Origin of the sequence: Agarivorans sp. QJM3NY_33 (genome assembly GCF_050870865.2) — a bacterium.
In the GTDB taxonomy this organism is placed as follows: Bacteria; Pseudomonadota; Gammaproteobacteria; order Enterobacterales; family Celerinatantimonadaceae; genus Agarivorans.
This window is the reverse complement of record NZ_CP194039.2, coordinates 4,255,818-4,279,020: the sequence shown is the minus strand read 5'-3', so window position 1 is coordinate 4,279,020 and position 23,203 is coordinate 4,255,818. Positions and strand designations below refer to the sequence as shown.

23 protein-coding genes are annotated in these 23,203 nt (G+C 45.8%); 21 read left to right on the top strand and 2 right to left on the bottom strand.

What is annotated here, in order from left to right; all coding sequences use genetic code 11:
• The first annotated feature begins 71 nt into the window (after window positions 1-71).
• Window positions 72-1,457, top strand: a complete 1,386-nt coding sequence (locus tag ACRRSY_RS19190) for a PhoH family protein (RefSeq protein WP_432463824.1) — start codon at window positions 72-74, stop codon at window positions 1,455-1,457.
• 11 nt (window positions 1,458-1,468) lie between these two features.
• Window positions 1,469-1,741 carry a PilZ domain-containing protein gene (locus ACRRSY_RS19185; RefSeq protein ID WP_432455964.1) on the top strand — a complete coding sequence of 91 codons (273 nt, stop codon included), beginning with the start codon at window positions 1,469-1,471 and terminating at the stop codon, window positions 1,739-1,741.
• Here the strand turns inward: ACRRSY_RS19185 and ACRRSY_RS19180 are convergent.
• Both ACRRSY_RS19180 and leuA read right to left on the bottom strand, forming a co-directional pair.
• Window positions 1,725-2,690 (bottom strand): hypothetical protein, encoded by a 966-nt coding sequence (locus ACRRSY_RS19180; RefSeq protein ID WP_432460166.1) that lies wholly within the window; start codon window positions 2,688-2,690, stop codon window positions 1,725-1,727. The genes ACRRSY_RS19185 and ACRRSY_RS19180 overlap by 17 nt on opposite strands.
• Before the next feature lie 22 nt (window positions 2,691-2,712).
• Complete coding sequence (gene leuA / locus ACRRSY_RS19175; protein WP_432463823.1) at window positions 2,713-4,287, bottom strand: 2-isopropylmalate synthase; 1,575 nt, start codon at window positions 4,285-4,287, stop codon at window positions 2,713-2,715.
• 184 nt (window positions 4,288-4,471) lie between these two features.
• Between leuA and ACRRSY_RS19170 the strand changes: the two genes are divergently transcribed.
• The 19 genes from ACRRSY_RS19170 to ACRRSY_RS19080 all read left to right on the top strand — a co-directional run bounded on the left by ACRRSY_RS19170 (window position 4,472) and on the right by ACRRSY_RS19080 (window position 23,180).
• Complete coding sequence (locus ACRRSY_RS19170; RefSeq protein WP_432455967.1) at window positions 4,472-5,119, top strand: short chain dehydrogenase; 648 nt, start codon at window positions 4,472-4,474, stop codon at window positions 5,117-5,119.
• 264 nt (window positions 5,120-5,383) lie between these two features.
• Window positions 5,384-5,872 carry a phosphatase PAP2 family protein gene (locus ACRRSY_RS19165; protein ID WP_432455968.1) on the top strand — a complete coding sequence of 163 codons (489 nt, stop codon included), beginning with the start codon at window positions 5,384-5,386 and terminating at the stop codon, window positions 5,870-5,872.
• Between the two features lie 18 nt (window positions 5,873-5,890).
• Window positions 5,891-6,997: an MJ1255/VC2487 family glycosyltransferase gene (locus ACRRSY_RS19160; protein ID WP_432463822.1), complete on the top strand. Its 1,107-nt coding sequence runs from the start codon at window positions 5,891-5,893 to the stop codon at window positions 6,995-6,997.
• Window positions 6,998-7,015: 18 nt separating this feature from the next.
• A complete protein-coding gene (locus ACRRSY_RS19155) occupies window positions 7,016-7,171 on the top strand; it encodes a hypothetical protein (protein WP_432455970.1) in 156 nt (51 codons plus the stop codon).
• A 281-nt stretch (window positions 7,172-7,452) separates the two neighbouring features.
• Window positions 7,453-9,171, top strand: a complete 1,719-nt coding sequence (locus ACRRSY_RS19150; RefSeq protein WP_432455971.1) for an acetolactate synthase 3 large subunit — start codon at window positions 7,453-7,455, stop codon at window positions 9,169-9,171.
• On the top strand, window positions 9,171-9,665 hold the full coding sequence (ilvN, locus tag ACRRSY_RS19145; RefSeq protein WP_432455972.1) for an acetolactate synthase small subunit: 495 nt from the start codon (window positions 9,171-9,173) through the stop codon (window positions 9,663-9,665). The genes ACRRSY_RS19150 and ilvN overlap by 1 nt, the downstream gene beginning before the upstream one ends.
• A gap of 343 nt (window positions 9,666-10,008) precedes the next feature.
• Window positions 10,009-11,901: an EAL domain-containing protein gene (locus ACRRSY_RS19140; RefSeq protein ID WP_432460163.1), complete on the top strand. Its 1,893-nt coding sequence runs from the start codon at window positions 10,009-10,011 to the stop codon at window positions 11,899-11,901.
• A 404-nt stretch (window positions 11,902-12,305) separates the two neighbouring features.
• Window positions 12,306-13,133 carry a hypothetical protein gene (locus tag ACRRSY_RS19135; RefSeq protein WP_432460162.1) on the top strand — a complete coding sequence of 276 codons (828 nt, stop codon included), beginning with the start codon at window positions 12,306-12,308 and terminating at the stop codon, window positions 13,131-13,133.
• Window positions 13,130-13,741: a PilN domain-containing protein gene (locus tag ACRRSY_RS19130; protein ID WP_432463821.1), complete on the top strand. Its 612-nt coding sequence runs from the start codon at window positions 13,130-13,132 to the stop codon at window positions 13,739-13,741. The genes ACRRSY_RS19135 and ACRRSY_RS19130 overlap by 4 nt, the downstream gene beginning before the upstream one ends.
• Window positions 13,734-14,387 (top strand): hypothetical protein, encoded by a 654-nt coding sequence (locus ACRRSY_RS19125; RefSeq protein ID WP_432463820.1) that lies wholly within the window; start codon window positions 13,734-13,736, stop codon window positions 14,385-14,387. The genes ACRRSY_RS19130 and ACRRSY_RS19125 overlap by 8 nt, the downstream gene beginning before the upstream one ends.
• Window positions 14,380-14,718, top strand: coding sequence for a hypothetical protein (locus ACRRSY_RS19120; protein ID WP_432463819.1), 339 nt, complete (start codon window positions 14,380-14,382; stop codon window positions 14,716-14,718). The genes ACRRSY_RS19125 and ACRRSY_RS19120 overlap by 8 nt, the downstream gene beginning before the upstream one ends.
• 3 nt (window positions 14,719-14,721) lie before the next feature.
• Complete coding sequence (mshL, locus tag ACRRSY_RS19115; protein ID WP_432463818.1) at window positions 14,722-16,416, top strand: pilus (MSHA type) biogenesis protein MshL; 1,695 nt, start codon at window positions 14,722-14,724, stop codon at window positions 16,414-16,416.
• A 9-nt stretch (window positions 16,417-16,425) separates the two neighbouring features.
• Window positions 16,426-17,331: an ExeA family protein gene (locus ACRRSY_RS19110; protein WP_432460159.1), complete on the top strand. Its 906-nt coding sequence runs from the start codon at window positions 16,426-16,428 to the stop codon at window positions 17,329-17,331.
• Window positions 17,328-18,527, top strand: coding sequence for a tetratricopeptide repeat protein (locus ACRRSY_RS19105; RefSeq protein WP_432463817.1), 1,200 nt, complete (start codon window positions 17,328-17,330; stop codon window positions 18,525-18,527). The genes ACRRSY_RS19110 and ACRRSY_RS19105 overlap by 4 nt, the downstream gene beginning before the upstream one ends.
• Window positions 18,528-18,529: 2 nt before the next feature.
• Window positions 18,530-20,278, top strand: coding sequence for a GspE/PulE family protein (locus ACRRSY_RS19100; RefSeq protein ID WP_432460156.1), 1,749 nt, complete (start codon window positions 18,530-18,532; stop codon window positions 20,276-20,278).
• Window positions 20,278-21,507 carry a type II secretion system F family protein gene (locus tag ACRRSY_RS19095; RefSeq protein ID WP_432463816.1) on the top strand — a complete coding sequence of 410 codons (1,230 nt, stop codon included), beginning with the start codon at window positions 20,278-20,280 and terminating at the stop codon, window positions 21,505-21,507. The genes ACRRSY_RS19100 and ACRRSY_RS19095 overlap by 1 nt, the downstream gene beginning before the upstream one ends.
• Window positions 21,508-21,526: 19 nt before the next feature.
• A complete protein-coding gene (locus ACRRSY_RS19090) occupies window positions 21,527-21,991 on the top strand; it encodes a hypothetical protein (protein WP_432455983.1) in 465 nt (154 codons plus the stop codon).
• Window positions 21,988-22,665 carry a pilus assembly FimT family protein gene (locus tag ACRRSY_RS19085; protein WP_432460154.1) on the top strand — a complete coding sequence of 226 codons (678 nt, stop codon included), beginning with the start codon at window positions 21,988-21,990 and terminating at the stop codon, window positions 22,663-22,665. The genes ACRRSY_RS19090 and ACRRSY_RS19085 overlap by 4 nt, the downstream gene beginning before the upstream one ends.
• Window positions 22,666-22,700: 35 nt before the next feature.
• Entirely contained in the window at window positions 22,701-23,180 is a 480-nt protein-coding gene (locus ACRRSY_RS19080; RefSeq protein WP_432460153.1) for a prepilin-type N-terminal cleavage/methylation domain-containing protein, read from the top strand.
• Window positions 23,181-23,203: the final 23 nt, after the last annotated feature.

Genomic DNA, 23,203 nt, shown 5'->3' with positions numbered 1-23,203 from the left:
AAAGATGTTTTAACTTGAGATTGAAGGTTTGCACGATTGTTAGATCGCCTATGAGCCTATGGAGGGCAAATATGGAAAATGATTCCTCAAGTAAACTGTTCATCCTCGATACCAATGTGCTGCTGCACGAACCCCTCGCAATATATTCATTTCAAGAACATGACGTTGTCATCCCGATGACGGTGTTAGAAGAGTTGGACCGGATCAAAGATCGCCAAAAAGATGTTGCTCGTGATGCTCGGGTGGCGATCCGGGCCTTGGAAGATGTGTTCGCTTCAGCTACTCCAGAACAGATTATTCATGGTGTAGAACTTAAAAATGATGCTGATAATCAAGTCAATGGTAAGATCTCTATTTTTGCGGATCATACCTTAGAAAAAGAACAGCGTAACTTTACCGCTGATGAGCCGGATAACCGGATTATTAATGCGGCGATCTATTTGCAACAAAAACATGCGTCTCGCCAAGTTGTATTGGTCACCAAAGATATTAATATGCGGCTTAAAGCCAAAGGGGCTGGGCTCGAACATGTTGAAGATTATCGTACGGATCAATTAATTGATGATATTCGTTTGTTAGCTAAAGGCTTCGTTGAATTTGAAGGTAGTTTCTGGGGACGAGTGAAGGATTGTGATAGTAGCTCTGAAGGACGTGATACTCATCATGTGATTGATACAGAAATTGTTGGGCCTTGCTATGTGAATCAATACTTGATCGATGATACGAAAAGCTTCGCAGCGCGGGTTATGAGTAAGACCGAAGATAAGACTGAGTTGCTTGATTTGGGCTATGAACGCTTAATGGGCAAACACGCCTGGGGAGTTCATCCTAAGAATATATATCAGGGAATGGCTTTTGATGCGCTACTCGATCCGACGATAGATTTGGTTATTCTGACTGGGCCAGCTGGTTGTGGTAAAACTCTACTGGCAATGGCAGCAGCCTTGGAAATGGTTGTTGAGAAAGGCATTTACGATAAGATTATCGTGACTCGTAATACACCTGAAATCGCCGAGTCTATTGGCTTCTTACCGGGTACTGAAGAGGAGAAAATGGCACCATGGCTAGCCGCTATCACGGATACTCTGGAAGTGTTACATAAGCATGATGAATCGATGTCAGGTTCGATGAGTTATATTATGGAAAAGGCTAATATTCAGTTCAAGTCGGTGAACTTTATGCGCGGACGCAGCATTCAAAATTCCTTTGTTTTTTTGGATGAGTGTCAAAATTTGACAGCTTCCCAGCTGAAAACGATTATTACCCGCTGCGGTGAGGGCACCAAATTGGTATGCTGTGGTAATCTGGCGCAAATCGATAGTAATTATTTATCGGCAGTTACGTCCGGTTTAACCTATATCGTAGAGCGTTTTAAAGATTTTGAAGGGAGCGCGAACGTTTACTTAAATGGTGTAGTGAGGAGCCGTTTAGCCTCGTTTGCTGAAGAAAAACTATAGAAGGTAAGGCAATGATCGGAGAAGCGGAGAAGCGCGCATTTCATCGTATGTTGATTAATGCAGAGCTCAAGATTTGGGTGGGTCAGCATAGTTATGCTGGCCTGTGTAAAGACTTAAGTGCAACGGGTATGGGGATTAGTGTCAAAGACCTCACACTGCAACTTGGTGATGAGGTGGAAGTTGCTCTGAGTGGCCAAGGTGTGGCACCATTTTCCGCCAAAGGAAAAGTGGTTCGTGCTAATAGTAGTGCTGATTATGCGATAGAGTTTACTTCTCTCTCTTAAATTTTGGCGGCACCCAATCCATGCGCTGGTAGCTGTAGATCCCCGAGCGTATGGCTTGCGCACTGCTGTCGGCAACTTTACCGAGTGGATACAAGGCTGGGCCTGTTGGTTCGGCTAAAACCATGGTTTTTCCCGCAACGTTTACCGTTTCATCGTTTGCTCGTGGGGGAATACCTAAGGCGAGCAAGGCATGGTTCGGTACATAGATAATAGCGACCCCCAAGCGCGGATATAAATATTTCAACGCGCTGGCGAGTAGCGTGGTTTTGCTATCACAGTCTCCTTGATTATTCCGCAGCACTTGAATGGGAGTGAGATAACCAGCTCCGCGTAGATTATCTTTCGAACGGAGTTGATTGTAGGGGATCGATTGAACAAAACTCAGTAAGTAATTAGTTATCTCTCTCAGCGGAACTGGGTCTTTGTTGATGGCATTGAGACTACTGTTGAGCCAACTTGTTAGATACTTCGCACTCTCTTTCGCGAATCGATTGTGATCAGGCATGATTGCAGTGCTACTATCACTGATGGTTTGTTCAATAAAATATTGCTGCTGTAGATAGTCTTGATAGAACTTGTCACTGTGGCTGTTGATCTGCGCCACTAGCTGGTCAATGAAGACTTGGTCATAGCCTTGTATTTGAAAACTGAACTGGTTATGACTGCTACTTATGCTAACCCTTGCCTGCTTAGGATCGAGCTTATCCAACTCTGGTTTGAGTTTATTTAAAATATATTGCTGTGCCTGTTTGGGTCGGTATTGGATGAATTTAGTCAGTTGAATCGGGTAGCCGAGCAGTTCGAACTGTAGTTGTTGTTTTTGGCCTTGGTGATCTTGCCATAAATATTGATAATGGCTTTGCTTACGTTCGAAGAGCAATTGTTTGGCTTGACTCAAGGGCGTCAAAATACTGGAGAAGATCAATAGCCATAGCCAAGTTTTGTGCATTGCTTCTCCAGTGTGGTTTTTATTAGCCTAGTCTAGACTGCTTTTGTTTCGCGACTTGCTCGGCACGATGAATGTGGTTCAAAACATGCACAAAAGCTTTGGCTGAGGCTTCGACAATGTCGGTCGCGAGTCCCATGCCATGATATTTACGTCCTTGATAGTTCGCAACAATATCAGCCTTCCCTAAAGCATCTTTTATATCTGTTTTGGCTGCAGTGGTGGTACCGCCTCCCGCCGCTTCGATGGTGTAGTCATCTATTTTTATATCGTAACCGGTAATTTTTCGTAAGCAACGATATGCGGCATCAATGGGGCCGTTTCCAGTGGATGCCTCTAGGAATGTGTGTTCACCTGCGACCAGTTTCACTGTTGCAGTTGAGACTACATCTGAGCCGCTTTGAGCGCTTAGGTAGTCCAACCGATAGAACTCGGTATCATCTTGTAAGTTATTAAAAAAGACGAGAGCTTCAAGATCATAATCAAATACTTGACCTTTGCGGTCGGCCAAGCCTAAGAAGCTCTCGTAGAGTTCGTCGAGATCGTAGTCGGTTTCGTTATATCCTAATTCTTGCATTCGGTGTTTTATCACATGGCGACCAGAGCGAGAGGTCAGGTTAAGACTATTTTTATTTAAGCCGATGCTTTCAGGGGTCATGATCTCGTAGGTATTTTCGTTCTTCAACATACCATCTTGGTGGATCCCAGAAGAGTGCGAGAAGGCATTACTACCAACAATGGCCTTATTAGCTTGCACTGGCATATTGCATAAGTGGCTTACCAGTTGGCTTGCACGGTAAATTTCTTGTGACTTAATATTGGTGCGAAGGCCGTCCAATTGATCTTTTCGGGTATTAATGATCATGGCCACTTCTTCTAGAGAACAGTTACCTGCTCGTTCACCTATTCCATTTAGGGTACATTCGATTTGTCGTGCCCCCTGTTGAATGGCGCTAATGGAGTTGGCTACCGAGAGCCCTAAATCGTCATGGCAGTGAACAGAAATTATGGCTTGGTCGATATTGGGGACTCGGTTAAATAGCTTGCTGATGATTCCGCCGAACTCACTGGGGACGGTGTAGCCCACGGTATCAGGAATATTGACCGTCGTGGCACCGGCTTTAATTGCCGCCTCGACCATGCGACATAAATTATCGATCGGGGTTCGTCCCGCGTCTTCGCAGGAGAACTCAACATCATTGGTATAGTTTCGCGCATGCTTGACTGCGGATACAGCCATCGCCAATACGTCATCGAAGCTACGCTTGAGTTTGCTTTCGACGTGTACGGTTGAAGTCGAAATAAAGGTGTGGATGCGGAAGGCTTCGGCGACTTTTAACGCTTCTGCTGCGACATCAATGTCTTTGGGGAGGGCGCGAGACAGAGCACATACCGTGGAATTTTTGATTTCGCGCGCAATGGTTTGCACTGATTCAAAATCACCGGGTGAGGATATAGGAAAGCCGACTTCCATGATGTCGACACCTAAACGCTCTAAGGCAAAAGCAATTTGTAGCTTTTCTTTCACGGTTAAACTGGCGGCGAGCGCCTGTTCGCCATCACGTAGCGTCGTATCAAAAATTTTGACTAGGTCTGACATTCATTAATCCTTGTCTATGATTAGTGGTGTTTGCGTAACAGCATGGACCGTTATTACGGTTTATTATTTTTTTCGCTTAGCTGGCCATGCAATCTTGTTTTGCTATTTTAGCAAGCCCACATCTTACTGGCTAACATCTAATTCAATTAATCTCTTTGAGCAGCATTGAGTATGGAGTAACAATTTGAATAAAACTGCTATCGTGATCGGTGCCACGGGCCTCGTCGGATTGGCGCTGGTTAAACAGTTACTCGCTGATCCGCAATGGGCAAAGGTGAAGGTATTTAGTCGCCGGTCGATGGATCTAAATTCGTCGAAGCTAGACCTACATGTAGTTGATTTTACCCAACTGCCCATCTGGCAATCACAGATTAAAGGGCATAGCTTGTTTATCTGCTTAGGAACGACTTTGCGTCAAGCAGGGAGCCGAGCGGCAATGCGACAGATTGATTACGAGTTACCGCTAGATTTTTCGATTGCGGCGAAGCGCAATGGTATTGAAGATTGTTTGTTAATTTCCAGTCGCATGGCGAATCCTGCATCTGTTTTTCATTATCTAAGAATCAAAGGCGAACTAGAACAAGCGCTCACGCATTTGTTGTTTAAACGGCTAATGATTTTTCGCCCAGGGCCTTTACTGGGTCAACGTCGGGAACCAAGAACTTCGGAACAACTGGTTGCGGTGTTACAACCGCTATTTCGTGCTCAGTATTCTCCATTTAGGGCGTGGCGAGGCACTTCTGCCAACAGCCTTGCCCGTTGTATGTTGCGTCATGCGAATGATACAGCACCGCAGCAAAAGCAGATCTTCCAAGGTGAGGCGCTGTATTAATCGTTGGTTGTTGATTCGAATCAATCGGACTGGTTGGATGGGCGAGCCGGGTTATTCAGCTAAATGATCGCTTCGTTTTTCGTTTCTTGCTGTAAGCATGGCCCCAGTAGAAACTTGTTGTTCGCGTTACTACCGAGAGAACGCCTATTTTATTGTGCTTATTGTCAACTGAAGGTCTCTTGTCATCGTTTTGTCAAACTATGTTCATTTCCCGGTAAAGCAATATCTTCAGTCTGGAGTTAAAACTCATGGATGGAGCTTGCTATGTTACAACGATTACACCAGTGGGATTACGCCATATCAGCTAGCTGTTTAGGGCATCGCTTTAATCGGCAAGTCGCTAGTTTGGCTAAAATTGTGTCACATTCCGGAGATGGTTATTACTACGCCTTATTTGCAGGCGTGATTGCTTTCACCTCCCACGCCGAAGCATTCATCAGTTTATCTCTACCCGCTTACGCCTTGGAGTTGTTGTGTTATTTATTGCTTAAGCAAGTGTTTCGTCGTGACCGCCCGCAAGCGCTGCCAGTGTTTATTCGCCCTTCCGATCGTTTCAGTTTTCCCTCAGGGCATAGTGCTGGTGCTTTTGTGATGGCGAGTTGTATCGCTCAGGTGTTCCCTACATGGGGGATGTTTGCATTTACCTGGGCGAGTTTAATCGCCTGTTCCCGGGTATTGCTTGGCGTTCATTTTATTAGTGATGTGGTTGCTGGCGCTGGTTTGGGTCTGCTGATTGTAAGTAGCATAAATTAGAATTAGGTGATGACAACGATGCGAATTCTTTATGGTGTCCAGGGTACTGGTAATGGTCATATTACACGCGCTAGGCTACTTTGTGCTGCGTTGAAGCAGCGTGGTATTAAGCTCGATGTGCTGATGTCTGGACGAGTAGGAGCATTGCCAGAAGTACCAGAGTTTGGTGATTATCGCGCCGTGAAAGGGATTAGTTTTTATCACCATGGCGGTAAGATTGATCGTTGGGAGACCTTAAAAAACTTATCGCTCAAGCAATTTAGAAAGGATGTCACGGGCTTAGATTTATCTGCTTATGATCTACTGATCAATGATTTTGAACCAGTCAGTGCTTGGGCTGCGAAGCAACAAGGCTTGAAGAGTTTATCGATCTCTCATCAAGCTGCGTTTTTATACGATGTACCCTGTAAACAAATGAGCTATTGGAATCAATTGTTGATCCGCTACTTTGCACCTTGTGAGTATAACCTTGGTGTACATTGGTGTGATAACCAGCAGCCTATTATTCCGCCTTTAGTCGAGCCTTTAAGCAATATTAGTAATCATGGCAAGATACTGGTGTATTTACCCTTTGAATCTTTAGCACAGATCAAACTATTACTGCGTCGTTTTAGTACTTATCAGTTTGTTTGTTTTCATCCAGATATCAGCCATGTAGGTGAAGATGAGAATATTCAATTTCAACCCATCGCTAGGCAGACTTTTCTCTCTCATTTGAGTGCCTGCGCCGGGGTATTTTGTAATGCAGGGTTTGAGTTGCCATCTGAAGCAATGGCTGCAGGTAAAAAACTATTAGTGAAACCACTGATCGGCCAGTTTGAGCAGCAGAGTAATGCTTATACTCTACAAAGCCTAAATTTGGCTCAGGTAACCGATAGCTTAGACCCTTATCAATTGGATGCTTGGTTGCAGCAGGAGCAAGCTGAGCCTGTCCATTATCCCAATGTTGCGGCCATTTTAGCGGAATATATTCAGTCTGGAGAGTGGCTTGAACTGTCATCAATGGCTAGCGCCATGTGGCGGCAAGTGAGTTATCCTGCGAGCAGCCAACAGATGATGACAAATATTATCCAAGATAAAACCGCAAGCGAGAATACATTGTCTAAAATAAAAGTATGGGGTTAGTGCTACGAGGAGAGAGAGATGCGTTTCATTAATGAAGACGGCGAAGTCATGGAATTAGCCAATAATATGACCATTCAAGAATTATATGATATGGGGGTCAGTATTTCTTTGAGTGAGGATACGGATCCCGAGCAAAAAATATGGTTAACGGAAGAGCATGATGCTATAAATTGAAAAACAACTTATCTTACGTACTGAGAGGCCAGATGGTATTAGATTACTGTCTGGTTTTTTGTTTTTATTTTAGGTTAATCAACTTATTGTTGCCTAGTAAGGGATGAAGAATTTATATGATTTGCCACCGAAAACCGCAGAAAGAGCAGACAAAAGCGTAGACGCTAGGGGGCAAGAAACGTTACAGTGCTAGCCTTGGAAGGCTGGATTTTATGTCCCATTTTCCGCAACACAATGAAGTTATCCCACAATGACAATAAATAAAGCCTGGAGGCTTGAACATGGAGAAGTTATCCGGCGCCGAAATGGTCGTCCGCTGTTTGCAAGATCAGGGTATTAAACATATTTTTGGTTACCCTGGCGGCTCAGTACTAGATGTTTACGACGCACTCTTCGATAGCAGTGATATTGAGCATATTTTGGTTAGACACGAGCAGGCCGCGGTCCATATGGCCGATGGTTACGCACGTGCAACTGGAGAAGTTGGTACCGTGCTTGTGACTTCTGGCCCTGGCGCGACGAATACGATTACAGGTATTGCCACAGCCTACATGGATTCAATTCCGTTGGTGATTTTATCGGGTCAGGTGCCAACCACTTTGATCGGCCAAGACGCGTTCCAAGAGACTGACATGATCGGTGTCTCTCGACCAGTGGTCAAACATAGCTTTTTAGTCAAAAAAGCTGAAGATATTCCAGCGGCAATTAAGAAAGCCTATTACATCGCTGCCACAGGGCGTCCTGGTCCGGTGGTGATTGATTTGCCAAAAGATGTGCAAAATCCATTACTTAAATTTCCTTATGAATACCCTAAGTCAGTGAGTATGCGCTCTTATAATCCGACGCTGACTGGCCATAAAGGACAAATTAAGAAAGCCGTTAAGGCTCTGTATCAGGCCGTACAACCGGTCTTGTATATTGGTGGTGGTGCGATTACTGCCGATGCTGGTGAACAGATCGGTAAACTGGTCGATTTGCTGAATGTGCCTGTCACTTCAACATTGATGGGTTTAGGTGCGTTTCCTTCAACTGATCCTCGCTTTTTGGGTATGTTGGGGATGCATGGCACCTATGAAGCGAATATGGTCATGCATCATGCCGATGTAATTTTTGCCGTCGGCGCTCGCTTTGATGACCGAGTGACCAACAATGTCGCTAAGTTTTGTCCTAATGCCACTATTTTGCATATCGACATTGATCCCACTTCAATTTCGAAGACAGTGCATGCTGATATTCCAATCGTTGGTTCGGTAGATGCGGTACTCAATCAAATGCTTGATTTGATCGAAGAAACGGGCGCAAAAAATGATGCGGATGCGATTGAACAGTGGTGGGTAAAAGTTGAACAGTGGCGTGCTCGTGAATGTTTAACTTATGCAAAAAGCGATAGCTTGATTAAACCACAGCAAGTGATTGAATCGATGTACCGAGTAACCAAAGGAGAGGCTTATGTCGCCTCCGATGTTGGTCAGCATCAAATGTTTGCTGCGCTCTATTATCCTTTTGATAAACCGCGTCGTTGGATCAACTCCGGCGGTTTGGGAACGATGGGCTTTGGCTTTCCTGCGGCAATGGGGGTTAAATTTGCCTTCCCTGACGCCACCGTCGCCTGTGTGACGGGAGATGGTTCGATTCAAATGAACATTCAAGAGTTGTCGACTTGCTTGCAGTACAATGTGCCGGTTGTAATTGTATCTCTTAATAACCGCTCTTTAGGTATGGTGAAGCAGTGGCAGAAAATGTTCTACGATGGTCGCCAATCTCACTCTTACATGGACTCGGTGCCTGATTTTGTGAAGTTGGCCGAGGCTTATGGTCATGTAGGGATCCAAGTGAACCATCCTGATGAGCTAGATGCTGCAATGGAAAAAGCCTTTTCGATGAAAGATCGGGTGGTATTCATGGATATTTTAGTTGATCCAGAAGAACATGTTTATCCGATGCAAATTAAAACCGAAGCGATGAAAGATATGTGGTTAAGTAAAACGGAGAGAACATAATGCGCCGAATTATTTCAGTTTTATTAGAAAATGAAGCCGGTGCTTTATCTCGAGTAACTGGTTTATTCTCACAGCGCGGTTTTAATATCGATTCACTTACGGTATCTACCACCGAAGATCCCACTCTGTCACGAATGAGTATTTGTAGCTTTGGTGATGACAATACAATTGAGCAAATTACCAAGCAGCTAAACAAGTTAGTTGATGTGCTTAAGGTATCGGTCCTTACCGAAGCGGACCATGTGGAACGCGAGATCATGTTGGTTAAGGTTCGAGCCGCAGGTAGTCTGCGAGAAGAGGTGATGCGAACTTGTGATATTTTCCGCGGGCAAATTGTCGATGTGACTCCGAGTCTGTATGTCATGCAGCTTAGTGGTGACAGTGCCAAGTTAGACGCTTGCTTGAAGACCCTGTCTCAATCCACCGAAATCTTAGAAGTGGTGCGAAGTGGCGTATGTGGTATTAGCCGTGGTGAGCGTATGCTACGCCCATAGCTTGCTTAAATTCTAGGTTGAAGACCAGCCTTGGCTGGTCTTTTTTATTTGTACAGACAACTCCTTGATGAATAACTGATATACTCTAGAAGCTGATGTGTTCTATCGATACGGATCACCGTAAATGTTGCATTGATGGGCGACGAGTTCCGTCCGAAGGCGCGACTGTTTTCTTATTGAAAGGAAATTGATAAGTATTGATTTGGTTTACGCTGTGGCAAACTTTTCTTCATGCTTAAAAAGCAGTGACTTGAACAAAAATTACTGACCTCCAGAGACCAACAGGCCTTGTTGATGTTAAGGGATGGTAAATCGACGGCCTAGATGGTGAGGAACACCAAGCATGAAATTCTCCAATCGGATTATTATTTTTACCATTAGCTGCGTCGTGGTTGCAGTATTGTTGGTATTACTTGGTGGTGGATTAACCTTTCGTCAGTTAGCCTTCAATCAACAACAACAGCAATTGCACTCCGTTGTAGAAGTGATTGATGGTCAGTTAAGTGTACAACCCGATACTCCGGAATTTGCGCAGTGGTTACCCAGTTGGTTAAGAGCGCATAATATTCAGGCTTTAGAAGTGTCTAATCGTGGTGGTGTGCTCTATACCTTTCGTGAACTAAATTATACGGGGAACAGTAATCGCTTAATTTCTTACCGCTATCCTTTAGTGGCTCACCCTGACTTCAGCGTACAAATCTGGGTGGAACGACCGTTTAAGCAATTGACTTATGAGCCGGAGGCCATGCTTGGGATTGGTGGCGGTTTAGTGATTGTTGCCCTGGGCTTGGTTGTGGTATTTCGTTGGTTGAAAAATATCATGCATGGCGCAGAGTTATTACAGACTCGAGGTAATCGCATCTTGGCTGGGCGCTTGCGAGATGCGCAAGTTGGCAGTGCAAAAGAGTGGCCGAATGCAGCCAGCAAGGCATTGGAACAATTAATTACCGAGTTGATAGAGGCGCGTCAAGAGCGGAGTCGTTTTGATTGTATTATTCGTAATAATGCCTTTGTTGATGAACTCACCCAACTCTCTAATCGCACTCATTTTTATAATCAATTGGAAGCCGAAATTACCGACGCTGATGCCCACACGGGTGCAGTGCTGCTGATTTATTTGCGCGGTATGGACGATGTAAATTACCAGTACGCGCGTAGTGAAGGTGACGCTATTTTGCAGCAAAGCGCCCAGGTTTTAAAACAATATACGCAACGCAATATCGAAGTGAATTTGGCTCGTTATAGTGGTGATGCCTTTGCTTTGTTATTACCGCTGTCGACTTTGGATGAAGCGGAAGATACTGCTGCTGGCATTTTAAAATTGTTGGAGCGGATTGCGTTGCCAGAAGTGGTTAATGCCGATGACTTTTTCTATATCGGTATTGCTGGTTATCAATATGGGGATGGTGCACAACAGGTCATTGAACAAGCCGAAGACGCTTTGCGTGTGGCACAGATGCAACGTCATAATGCTTGGCATGTCATCTCTCGTAAGTTGAATTCAACTCAAACAGGAAAGGGCTCGGTTCGCTGGCGAACCTTGTTACAGCATGTCCTGAGTAATGATGGTCTGCATTACTATCATCAGGCGGTATATGATGAAGACGGTGATGTGTGTTATCAAGAGCTGTTGTCGAGGATCACCGATTATCAAGGGGAAGTGATTAATGCCGGTGTATTTTTACCTTGGGCAGAGAAAAGTGGTTTACAGGCCGAGTTTGACCATCATGCGCTCAGTTTTGCGATGCAACAAGTGAGGTTCTCAAGTGATCCGATTAGTGTGAATCTAAATATTGCAACGGTTATCAAACAGTCGGTGATGCGCGAATTATTGCAATGGATTTTTGACCGCCCAGCTAGAGAGTGTCAAAAGCTGATTTTAGAGTTCACCGAAATTCAACTCTCTCAGTTAAATGATACCCAGATGCTTAGGCTCAAAGCGCTCAATAAAAAGGGCATTAAACTCGCTGTAGAGCGGGCTGGTCAGCAAGTCGTTAGTACCCAGTACCTTGGTGAGCTTACACTGGAGTATTTAAAGTTACATACCAGCTTAGTGCGTGATATTCAAATTCGTCAGGTCAATCAATTAGCGGTAAGCTCTATTATCGCCAGTTGTGCGGGTCGGGTGAAAGTGATCGCTGTTGGGGTTGAACGCAACGAAGAGTGGCGAGTATTACAACGTCTAGGTATTCATTGCGTGCAGGGCTTTTTATTTTCCAAACCGGAAGCGATTTAATTCATTTTAAGCCCTGAGTTAAGTTTGAAGTGCCGAGCGAAGTGAATATCATTGAATCGTTTCTGGGAATAAAATAGCCATAAACTACGCTTCGTTTAGTTTTCTGGCTAGGTTTGGGCTTTATATTCCAGATCTTATGTTCTGCTAAAGTTGAATGCTAATATTACCCAAGCTCTGTCTTGTATCAAGGTTTGCTAAATCCTCGGTAAACATCTTGAAAGAGAAACCGGACTTAAGGGCTTATTATCTGGAGAACTAGCACATATTTGTTAGCCAATGCTTTCAAAAATAAAAGAAAAGTTTAGACTAAATTGAGACATAGAAGCGCAAGCGGGCGATGGGAATATACGATGGACTTAGCATTTTGGCGAAGCAAAAAAAGCAAACTTTGTAGCAGCGCCTATATGCGATCTGATCTGGTGGTGGTAGCCAATCAACAGCAGCAGATTTTTGAGAAGGCGGTGACTTCCATAGAGCAGTGGCCTGAAGTTTTTGCATCTTTATGTAAAGAGGCTGGCATTGGCAACGAGCATCAAATTGTATTTGTTTTGGGCAATCAGCACTATCAGCAGTTTCAAGTCGAAAAGCCTAATGTCGCGCAAGAGGAGCTGGCGGATGCAGTTCCTTGGACCATTAAGGATATGGTGGCGGAACCAGTTCAAGAATTAGTGGTCGATTACTACCAAATACCAGTTGCACCGATGACTGCAGAAAAGCTGAATGTGGTTTGTGTGAGTAAACCGATTATTCGCCAATTAGTTGCTTTAGCTAAAGAACAAGGACTGAAGCTTCAAGGGATCACCATCGAAAGCATTGCAACCGCGAACTTGTTGGAAGCCAATGAACGTTGTCAAATGTTGCTGTGGCAAGCCAAGGGGCGTGATCTTGAATTAAGCGTGGTGCGTCAAGGTCAGATCTGCTTTAGTCGCCAGCTGCGAGCATTTTCTAGTTTAGGTCGAATGCAGGAGATAGAGTTTACGCAAAACTTTTTTGATAGTTTAAGCCTTGAATTGCAGCGTTCCATTGACTACATCAGTGCGACTCTCAAACTGCCTGAAGTGAGTTTGATTCAATTAGCGATCCCGAGCCGTTTCTGTGACGAAATTGCCGTTCAATTGCAACATAACCTGGGGCCCAAAGTGAATTTATTGTCTCTGGATGCCATTGGCGAGAGCGAACATTACTATCGTTTACCAGTGCTTGGCGGACTTGATGCTGGGGTATTGTCGTGAAAACCAGAATTAACTTCTATACCGAGGAGTTTCACCCACAAAAGGAGCGAGTGTCATTAAGACAAAGCATACTGCTTTGGTTCGTGCTTGGGATTGTGCTGATAGCGTATGGTTTTTGGCTGCAAACGCAAACTCAAATCGCGATTGATAAGGCGAGCCAGCAGCGACAATTAGTGACCTTACAAAGTCAGGAATTGAGCTCATTAAAACAGGCGCTCGAAGCTCGCTCGCTAAACCCAGACTTACAGCGCGACTCTGCCTTACAACAGCAACAATTAAAATTGAAGCGTTTGCTGCAACAGCGTTTAAAAAATCAGACTGATACCAATAAAGGATTTTCAGCGACGCTGCGAGCGCTTGCCTCGATCCATGATAATCAGGTTTGGTTGAGTCACATTTATATTCAAGGTGACACCATGGCATTAAGCGGTCAGTCAGCAACTAGTGATGCCGTGCCGAAGTGGTTAAAGCAGTTTCAGGATTATCCGGAACTGGCTAAACGACAATTTTCGGCTTTAACTATTCAGCGCGATGAGCAACAGCAATTACAGTTTAGTTTGAGTGCTTCCGCCGAACTTCAGCCTGACTTGAGGGGGGCGCATGACTGAGCGTTGGCAGCAATGGCAACAGCGCTTTGCCAGCTTAAGTTTACGAGAGCGAGCCTTAATCCTTATCTCGGGTTTCGTGGTATTGAGTTTTCCGGCTTATTATTTCTGGTTAGAACCAATGAGCTTGCAGCAAGCTAAGGCTAAGACTGCGTTTATTCGACTGAGTGCCGAGTTAAAAGAAAACCAAATACAGATCGATTATAGTCAGCGTAAACTCGCTGAAGATCCCAATGCAGAGCTTCAGCGTCAAGTCGCTCAGCTAAGAGCGCAGTCTGGCCAGATTGACCGTCAGTTGGCTATTCAGCAAGCGGGTTTAATTCCAGTTGGGAAAATGGCCGAAGTTTTAGAACAATTACTGCAACATAGTGAAGGCTTGCAACTGTTGTCGCTAGATTCCATCGCACCAGAACCGGTATTAACTCGCGAGGAAGAGGGTGATAATAGCTTGAATTTTTATCGTCATGGGATCCGGCTTAAACTTACGGGGGGCTACTTTCCTCTATTAAAATATTTACAAAAAGTAGAAGCCTTACCGCAACGATTCTTGTGGCAATTAATTGAGTATCAGGTTGATGCTTATCCGCGGGCCAATATTACTATCGATATTTACACCTTAAGTAGTCATAAGGACTTTATTAGTGCTTAAGCAAATGATGGCTATTGTGATGATAGCGACAATGATACAAGGTGTCGCTTGGGCGAACAGCTTAAGTGATCCAACTGCGCCACCTCGTGAGCTGGGTCAGACAATCGTGAAGGCGACATTAGTGTTACCGAGTTTGCAGGCGGTGATTGTGGGCGGTTCTCAAACCGGTGCGGTTCTGAATCAGCGTTTTGTGGCATTAAATCAGAAGATTGATGGGTTTAGCTTAGTTCGCGTTGCCCAAGGTTATGTCGTTTTAGTGAAATCAAATCAATCATATCGAATTCAACTCGATACAGTTTCAGTGAAAGATTCCGTGGTACAGGGGCAGTAATAGATGTATATGAAATGGATTTTTGTAGGCTTGGCGGCAGTTCTATTAAATGCTTGTCAAACAACTCCTCGCCCCAATCCCAGCGAAGCGAAGCAAGCGATCACGGAAGCTCAGCAGCAAAGTGATATGCCTAAACCTGCTTTAGATTTGCCCGATGCTGTTCAGGCGGAACTGATGCCTGAGTTAGCTTTACAACAAGATGATTTATTGCAGACAGAGCACCGCTTTGATGTGAATGCGCGTGATGTCGAAGCCAAGGCATTTTTTCCTGCCTTAGTTCAGGGGTCCCCGTTAAGTGTGGCGATACATCCCGGAGTTGAAGGAAAAATAAGCCTTCAGCTGAAAGAGGTGACGCTCAAAGAGACCATTGATGTTGTCGCCGATATGTATGGTTATGATATTCAACGACGCGGTAAAGTGTTACATGTTTACCCTGCGGGGATGCGTATTGAAACCATACCGCTAAATTATTTGATGCTCGAGCGCTATGGCTATACGCGAACTCGGATTAGCTCTGGAGGGATTACGGCTAATCAAGATAGTAACAATGGCTCTAGTAGCGGTGATTCGAACAATTCTTCAAATAGCAATTCGAATAGTTCAAATAGTTCAAATAGCAATTCGAGTCGTAGCGATAGTTTTGATGGAACTCGCATTGAATCTTCAACTGAAACGCGCTTTTGGTCAGAGTTGGAAGACTCATTACGCGGCATGATTGGCTTGAATAGCCGTAATGATGGCGCTTCAGCCTATGCGGAGGATGGCAGAATGGTCGTGGTGAGCCCCCAAGCCGGCTTAGTCACGGTTCGGGCTTTTCCTGATGAAATACGTACCATTAAGGCTTTCTTGAATCAGTCAGAAACTAACTTACAACGCCAAGTCATCCTCGAAGCAAAAATTATCGAAGTGACCTTAAGTGATGGTTACCAACAGGGCATTGATTGGACCAACGCTGGTGATTTAATCGGCTCGACCGAGGTTTTATTTAACAGTGTGTCACAGCTACCGGGTAATGCGATTAGCAGTGTTCTTGGGGGGGGAGGGGCGCTCACGATTACTGAAGGTAACTTCCAGTCAGTGGTCAACTTGCTGCAAACTCAAGGTGATGTGAATGTGCTTTCCAGTCCACGAATTACGGCCTCGAACAATCAAAAGGCGGTGATTAAAGTCGGGACCGACGAATATTTTGTGACTGATGTCTCCAGTACCACGATTAGTGGTACTTCAACGGTAACCACTCCGACCGTAGAGCTGACCCCCTTCTTTTCTGGCGTGGCCTTAGATGTGACACCACAAATTGATGATAATGGTCAAGTACTGTTACATGTTCACCCCTCGGTAACCGATGTGGTTGAGCAGCGTAAAGAGATTAACTTTGGCAGCGAAATGGGGAGTTTGGACTTACCCTTGGCACAAAGTGATATTCGCGAGACGGACACGGTGATTAAGGCTCATTCTGGAGATGTGGTGGTGATTGGTGGTTTGATGCGTAGTAAGCAGCAAGAATTAGTCTCCAAGGTTCCGTTTATTGGTTCTATTCCTGGCCTCGGCGAGTTATTTACCAACCGCTCTAAGGCAACCTCTAAAACTGAACTGATTATTTTAATCCAGCCTACGGTGGTGCAACAACAAACTTGGCAGAATGAGCTGAAGAAGTCTCAAAAGCTGCTCAATACATGGTACCCAGAAGATAATTAGGCGGATTTAGTGGCGGTATATCTTAAGTATTTTGGCCTTTCTCAAGCGCCATTTGGTTTAACGCCAAACACCGGCCTGTATCAAGCGCTGTTGCCCCACCATGAAGCGATTCAGGTCTTAGAAACGGCACTTGCTTCGGGGGAAGGTTTTATTAAAGTGAGTGGTGAAGTCGGCACCGGTAAAACCTTATTGTGCCGTAAGCTGCTTAACGAGATGGCCGAGCAATATCAATTTGCTTATTTGCCTAACCCCAGTTTATCCGCTGAACAAATCCATGCCGCTTTAGCCAGTGAACTGGGTCTGATGCTTGAAACTGAGCGTTCAGCTCATCAGTTGTTGGAACTGCTGAATCATCGACTCATAGAGTTCGCCAGCCAAGATCGGCCGGTTGTATTGCTTATTGATGAGGCCCAAGCACTCAGCGATGAGGCGCTCGAAGTGATCCGTTTACTCGGTAATTTAGAGACCGAACAGCGTAAGTTATTACATGTGGTTTTATTTGGACAGCCGGAGCTAGACGAGCGTTTAGCGAGCCCCAAATTACGTCAATTAAGGCAACGGATCACTTTTTCATATCGTTTACGAGCGTTGCAAAAAGATGAAGTGGCCAGTTATATTCAACATCGCCTGCATTTGAGTGGTTATCGCGGAGGGCCATTATTCACCGCGGCTTCCTTAAACATGTTAACCGACGCCAGTCGCGGGATCCCCAGATTGATCAATATCCTCGCCCATAAAGTATTGATGTTGTGTTATGGGCAAGGTGCTCAGCAAGTGAGTGTGGCAATGGTGAAGCAGGCGATTGATGATACCGAGGATGCAAGCTTTAGGCGCAATAGTTTGGGGGTGATGGGCTTGGTCATCACTCTTGGACTTGGTATTGCCGCTGCTTTCTGGTGGGGGCTCAGGCAATGAGTGTGATTAATCAAATGCTGAAAGATTTAGATAAACGACAGCAGACCAATCCGCAGAGTATGTCACCTTTGGTGGACGATTCGGGGCGTAGTCTACGAGCCTACTTACTGATGGCGGTGGTCTTGCTCGCTCTCTCCGTTGCTGCCTGGTTAGCACTGCGTTATTTTCAGAGCATTCATATTGATAGTGATGTAAAGGTGCTGACTCAAGCAGATAGTTCAGGGCCTCAGTCGTCTGTAACGCCATCAGTAGAAGAACAAAATTTACAAACAGTTGCTAGCGCAATGGCTGTCACTTTGCCCATCGTTGAAAAGGGTCCGAGTATTGCCGCCGAGACGCCTTCATTGCTAGTCACGCCTGGTGAAGCGATGCCATCAAAGCCGATGATCAAGGCTGCTTCGGTGAAAACAAGCGCCGTGGTTCAGCCCGCAGAGCAGAGTCGGTCCGTCGCCACTGAGGTCGGCCAAGAAACATCCGCTGCCATCCCCCGCAAGTCAGTCGAAAAGTTTGCGCCGCGCTCGGTTGCTGCGCTTGATGATCCGCACAAGACACAAGTTCAAGCGAAGCCGTTAGACACGGCATCGACAACGGCCAGTTTGCAAATCACCCCCATTACCTTAAGCTTGGAGCAGCGCGTTGACTTATACACCCGACGCGCTATGGAGGCCTTGGATAACAAACGTTTAGAGCAAGCACGCAGTGAGTTTAGTAAGGCCTTGCAATTAGATCCTCGTGCGCATTCGGTTCGCGAACAATTGGCTGCCTTACAGTTTGGTCGTGGCGATGTTAGTCGTGCGGTTGGCTTACTTGAAGCGGGGATTCAACTGAGTCCGCAACATAGTGGATTTCGTTTGATGTTGGCGCGGATCTTTGTTCAACAACAGAATTGGCAGCAGGCTTTGTTCTACCTTGATGCGCAGCGGCCAGAGGTGGCAGGGAACGTTGATTATTACGCCATGTTAGCGAGTTTGGCGCAGCGCTTAAATAAAACCGAGTTAGCCTTTGATAGTTATCGCTTGTTACTAAAACAACAACCTTCTCGCGCGCGTTGGTGGCTGGGTTACGCGATTGCCAACGATAAACTGGGTCATTATAAAGAAGCGTTGGCGGCTTATCATCAAGCCGAACAAATGGGGCAACTTTCTAGTCAAACCGGTGATTTTGTCACCAGCCGTATTCGGCAGTTGGAGCAATAACGATGGCGCAACCAAAATTACGTATGCGCTTAGGCGACTTGTTAGTTAATGAACTGGTGATTAGCGATGTACAACTAAGTCAGGCCTTAGCCAAACAAAAACAAACCGGACAAAAATTGGGCGCAGCGCTGATTGAGTTGGGTGTGATTAGCGAAATTCAGCTGTTAGAATTTTTAGCGCGCCAGTTAGGGATCCCCTTTGTTGATTTAGGACAAATTGCGGTGGATGCCAATGCTGCGGTATTGCTGAGTGAAGTACATGCTCGACGTTTAAGAGCATTGGTGATCCATAAAGATGCTGATGTATTAACCGTGGCCATTTCCGATCCGGCTGATCTCTCGGCGACCGATACCCTGGCGGGTTTATTGTCTCCGCATCAGCTTGAATATGTAGTGGTTCGAGAGTCTCAAGTACTAGAGGCTTTTGATCGCTTTTATCGTCGAACCCGTGAAATTGAAGGTTTTGCTCAAGAATTAAAAGAAGAATATGCCAGTAGCGATGAGTTCAATATTGGTTTGGTTACCGCCAATGATGAGAGCAACGAAACCACGGTGGTTAAATTGCTGCAGTCGTTATTTGAAGATGCGGTGCAGGTCGGGGCCTCTGATATTCATATCGAACCTGACGAAAAAGTATTGCGGATCCGGCAACGGGTTGATGGCGTTTTACAAGAAAGCGTGCTCAACGAAGTACAAATAGCCTCTGCCTTAGTACTACGTTTGAAGCTGATGTCGGGCCTGGACATTTCGGAAAAACGTCTCCCTCAGGATGGCCGATTTAATATTAAGGTTCGGGGTCATTCCATCGATGTGCGGGTATCTACGATGCCAATTCAAGCCGGAGAATCGGTGGTGATGCGTTTGCTGGATCAGTCCACAGGGATCCTTTCGTTAGAACAAACGGGCATGCCCACAGACATCATGGAGCGAGTTCGTCGTCAGCTGCATCGCCCACATGGCATGATTGTGGTGACGGGGCCAACCGGGAGTGGTAAAACCACCACTCTATACGGAGCCTTAACCGAATTAAATCAACCCGGCGCTAAAATTATCACCGTGGAAGATCCGGTGGAATATCGATTGCCTCGGATTAACCAGGTGCAGGTGAACACTAAGATCGGCCTCGATTTTTCGAGCATTCTGCGGACCACTTTACGTCAAGATCCCGATATCTTATTAGTCGGGGAGATGCGTGACCAAGAAACCGTAGAAATAGGCCTGCGTGGCGCCTTAACCGGTCACTTGGTTTTAACCACCTTACATACCAACGATGCCATTACCAGTGCGCTACGCTTAATTGATATGGGTGCGGCTGGATATTTGGTAGCGAGTTCCTTGCGAGCGGTGATTGCTCAACGTTTGGTGCGCCGTTTATGCGAAAACTGTAAACACCCGCAGCCATTAACTTCGGAACAGAAGGTTTGGTTAGAACATTTGAGCAATGACAACTTGTCAGAGAGCAAATTTTATCATGGGCGCGGTTGTCAAAGTTGTAATTACACTGGTTATAAAGGTCGTGTTGGGGTATTTGAATTACTGGAATTAAACGAAGCAATGATGGAATGTTTACGACGGGAAAACCCTGACGAATTTTCCAAAGTGGCCAAAGCCGCTGCTTCCTACCGTCCGCTCTCTTTGGCGGCGCTAGATTATGCGAAGCAAAGCATTACCTCGGTTGAAGAGGTGTTACGTTTAGTGGAAGAAATTGATCTCTACGGTTCGGTCGTGGGCCATTTGGATGAGGCCCACTAATGGCTATTTTCCACTATCAAGTTCGTGATAGTAGTGGTCGCTTAATCGGTGGCGAGCTAGAGGCGAGTTCGCAAAATTCAGCGGCAGAAAGTTTGCTTCGCCGAGGATTGACGCCGATAAAAATTGCCGAAATAAAAGCCAAGGGTCAGGGCTTGAGCACGCTCGATTTAAGTGGCCTATGGCAAGGGCGGATCAAATTAGATGAGCTGGTGGTATTTACACGGCAGATGTATTCGCTGACCAAGGCTGGGATCCCAATTATGCGAGCGATTAATGGCTTAGCCGAGAGCGCGCATAGCAAGAGTTTACAACTAGCACTGGCTGGCGTTTACGATTCGCTCAGTAGTGGACGAACGCTATCGACGGCGATGGCGGAGTATCCTAAAGTCTTCTCGCAGTTGTTTGTTAGTATTGTGCATGTTGGCGAGAATACCGGTCAGTTGGAGCAAGCATTTTTGCAGCTATCCCAATATCTTGAGTTGGAGATGGATACCCGTAAACGGATTAAAACGGCAATGCGTTATCCAACCTTTGTGATCTTAGCAATTGTGATTGCAATGGTGATCCTTAATATTTTTGTGATCCCTAAGTTTGCCGAAATTTTTGGTCGTTTTAATGCCGAGCTGCCTTTGGCAACCCGAATATTAATTGGCACCTCGAACTTTTTTGTGAACTATTGGCCCTGGTTATTGGTGGCAGTGGTGGCTGCAATTTTTGCGGTTCGTGGGTATTTAGCCACGCCAGCGGGGCGGCTGCGTTGGGATAAAACCCGCTTGCGTTTACCGGTGGTGGGCTCGGTGATCGAGCGTTCATTGTTAGCCCGTTTCTCGCGTAGTTTTTCGATGATGCTTGGCGCCGGTGTTCCGCTTAACCAAGCCTTATCGCTGGTGGCGGCGGCGGTTGATAATGCCTTCATGGCTGAGCGGATTGTTGACATGCGGCGTGGGATTGAACGGGGCGAAAGCTTACTGCGTAACGCCACCGCGAGTGGTTTATTTACGCCATTGGTACTGCAAATGATCTCGGTGGGAGAAGAGACTGGTCAAGTGGATGAACTACTCGCCGAAGCCGCTGATTTTTACGAACGTGAAGTGGACTATGATTTGAAGAGTTTGACCGCGCGGATCGAACCTATTTTAATCTGTATTGTTGCGGTGATGGTGTTGATTTTAGCGCTGGGGATCTTTACCCCAATGTGGGATATGATGCGAGCTGTCAGGGGTGGCTAGACAGCGGGAGAACCGCAAAATGTCTTCTCACTCGGCTCGTTTTCGTTGGCTAGTGAGTCTATCCATTGTTTTGTTGCTTGTATGGTTGCTTTTAGCCAGCCTAATGAGGACAATAAACCATGCAGAACAACAGCTTGTAGAAGAGTATACGCAAACTTGGAAGTCTCAGTTAGGAGTGTTTCATGGTTTGTGGTTGGCCCAGTCGCGACCCAAGCAGCTAAGCTTAAATTTATATCAGCAAGCTTTAGAGCATCCGCAAGCGGCTGACGTCGATAGTTTTAGGCTGGAGATGAATGATGCTGGTTGGCCACAAGTGAGTTCAACTGCACAGTGTTTGCAATTGTGGCGGTATATGATTGGTTTTGAATTCAGTCTTGAAGCGCAAGCCAAGGCCAAGTATCAGCAGCAGCGCTGTTATTACCATTTGGCGCCGCAAGGTGAAATTATTTACCACGCAAGCCAGGGCTTGGTGACAAATCGATGATGATTGATGGGAGTGGATGGCAGGTGACGAAATATTCAACAGCAGGCGCGCTGCGGACTCAGCAAAGTGGTTTCTCGCTTATTGAATTGGTGATTGTGATTGTGATCCTCGGCATTTTGGCGGCGACCGCTTTACCCCGATTTTTAGATGTTACCGATGAGGCCAAAATCGCAAGTTTAGAGGGCGTTGCTGGTGGTTTTGCGACAGGGGTCTCCTTAGCTCGAGCGCAGTGGGAAGCCGAAGGCCGTCCCAGTGAAAACGGTAAAAATAAAGTGATTTATGACGCCCAGCAACTGTATTTAACCACGCCAACAGCGGCGCAAATTAGTAATGGCAGTGTGGCTCCCGGCTATCCAATGAGTAGTGACAACGAGGCAGTGGACCCGGGGACGATTTCGGGCAGCAAATGTATTAAGGTATGGGAGGCAATCTTACAGAATCCAGCAAGAGCTACCGCCAATTTTAGCGAAGTGGCGACCCAAGGCGATTACTATAAGTATTATGCCACCGTGACCGGTGCAGCAGAAGCCAGCCGTTGTATCTTTTATCAGGTGAATTCCTTGGCAAAAAGTAGCGATGGCAGTTATTTAAACCCAGGAAGTGATGAAACATCATCCAATAATTTTAGCTATCAGCCTGCCGCGGGGCGGGTATTTACCAATATTCCTAACTAACGATTTTAAATCAATAATTTTCTAAGGATATAGAAATGAAAACAATGAAACAACAAGGCTTTACGCTCATCGAATTGGTGATTGTGATTATTATTTTGGGGATCTTGGCGGTGACCGCCGCACCAAAATTTCTGAATCTCACTGATGATGCGAGAACCTCTACAGTCAAAGGTTTGGAAGCTGCACTCAAGGGAGGGGCAAATCTGGTATACAGTAAGGCTGCTATTGCAGGACAAGAGAAATCATCAGCGGTAACCTTGACAGATCCTGCGGTAGCCGTCCGTTTTGGCTACCCTGATGGCACTGCATTTGGTAGTACTCAAATAAATTTATGGTTAGATGTTACCTTGGCTGATTGGACTGTTACGCCTTCAACACCAGCAGTGAATACCGCAGTAACCTTTGTCCCCGCAGATTATACTCCGCCAACGGGCAAGTCTTGCCAAGTGATTTATACGCCTGCCGTAAACTCTGGTGATGCTCCAGATGTAACATCGACAACAGATGGCTGTTAATGAGTTAAGGGCTAGCTTCGGCT

What these genes read in the sequence shown, in the direction of transcription:
- ACRRSY_RS19125 (WP_432463820.1), top strand. Translation starts at nt 13,734, where the DNA reads ATGACTGAGCGTTGGCAGCAATGGCAACAGCGCTTTGCCAGCTTAAGT.
- ACRRSY_RS19190 (WP_432463824.1), top strand. Translation starts at nt 72, where the DNA reads ATGGAAAATGATTCCTCAAGTAAACTGTTCATCCTCGATACCAATGTG.
- ACRRSY_RS19090 (WP_432455983.1), top strand. Translation starts at nt 21,527, where the DNA reads ATGTCTTCTCACTCGGCTCGTTTTCGTTGGCTAGTGAGTCTATCCATT.
- ACRRSY_RS19185 (WP_432455964.1), top strand. Translation starts at nt 1,469, where the DNA reads ATGATCGGAGAAGCGGAGAAGCGCGCATTTCATCGTATGTTGATTAAT.
- ACRRSY_RS19080 (WP_432460153.1), top strand. Translation starts at nt 22,701, where the DNA reads ATGAAAACAATGAAACAACAAGGCTTTACGCTCATCGAATTGGTGATT.
- ACRRSY_RS19140 (WP_432460163.1), top strand. Translation starts at nt 10,009, where the DNA reads ATGAAATTCTCCAATCGGATTATTATTTTTACCATTAGCTGCGTCGTG.
- ACRRSY_RS19150 (WP_432455971.1), top strand. Translation starts at nt 7,453, where the DNA reads ATGGAGAAGTTATCCGGCGCCGAAATGGTCGTCCGCTGTTTGCAAGAT.
- ACRRSY_RS19105 (WP_432463817.1), top strand. Translation starts at nt 17,328, where the DNA reads ATGAGTGTGATTAATCAAATGCTGAAAGATTTAGATAAACGACAGCAG.
- ACRRSY_RS19085 (WP_432460154.1), top strand. Translation starts at nt 21,988, where the DNA reads ATGATGATTGATGGGAGTGGATGGCAGGTGACGAAATATTCAACAGCA.
- ACRRSY_RS19165 (WP_432455968.1), top strand. Translation starts at nt 5,384, where the DNA reads ATGTTACAACGATTACACCAGTGGGATTACGCCATATCAGCTAGCTGT.
- ACRRSY_RS19135 (WP_432460162.1), top strand. Translation starts at nt 12,306, where the DNA reads ATGCGATCTGATCTGGTGGTGGTAGCCAATCAACAGCAGCAGATTTTT.
- leuA (WP_432463823.1), bottom strand. Translation starts at nt 4,287, where the DNA reads ATGTCAGACCTAGTCAAAATTTTTGATACGACGCTACGTGATGGCGAA.
- ilvN (WP_432455972.1), top strand. Translation starts at nt 9,171, where the DNA reads ATGCGCCGAATTATTTCAGTTTTATTAGAAAATGAAGCCGGTGCTTTA.
- ACRRSY_RS19155 (WP_432455970.1), top strand. Translation starts at nt 7,016, where the DNA reads ATGCGTTTCATTAATGAAGACGGCGAAGTCATGGAATTAGCCAATAAT.
- mshL (WP_432463818.1), top strand. Translation starts at nt 14,722, where the DNA reads ATGTATATGAAATGGATTTTTGTAGGCTTGGCGGCAGTTCTATTAAAT.
- ACRRSY_RS19180 (WP_432460166.1), bottom strand. Translation starts at nt 2,690, where the DNA reads ATGCACAAAACTTGGCTATGGCTATTGATCTTCTCCAGTATTTTGACG.
- ACRRSY_RS19160 (WP_432463822.1), top strand. Translation starts at nt 5,891, where the DNA reads ATGCGAATTCTTTATGGTGTCCAGGGTACTGGTAATGGTCATATTACA.
- ACRRSY_RS19100 (WP_432460156.1), top strand. Translation starts at nt 18,530, where the DNA reads ATGGCGCAACCAAAATTACGTATGCGCTTAGGCGACTTGTTAGTTAAT.
- ACRRSY_RS19095 (WP_432463816.1), top strand. Translation starts at nt 20,278, where the DNA reads ATGGCTATTTTCCACTATCAAGTTCGTGATAGTAGTGGTCGCTTAATC.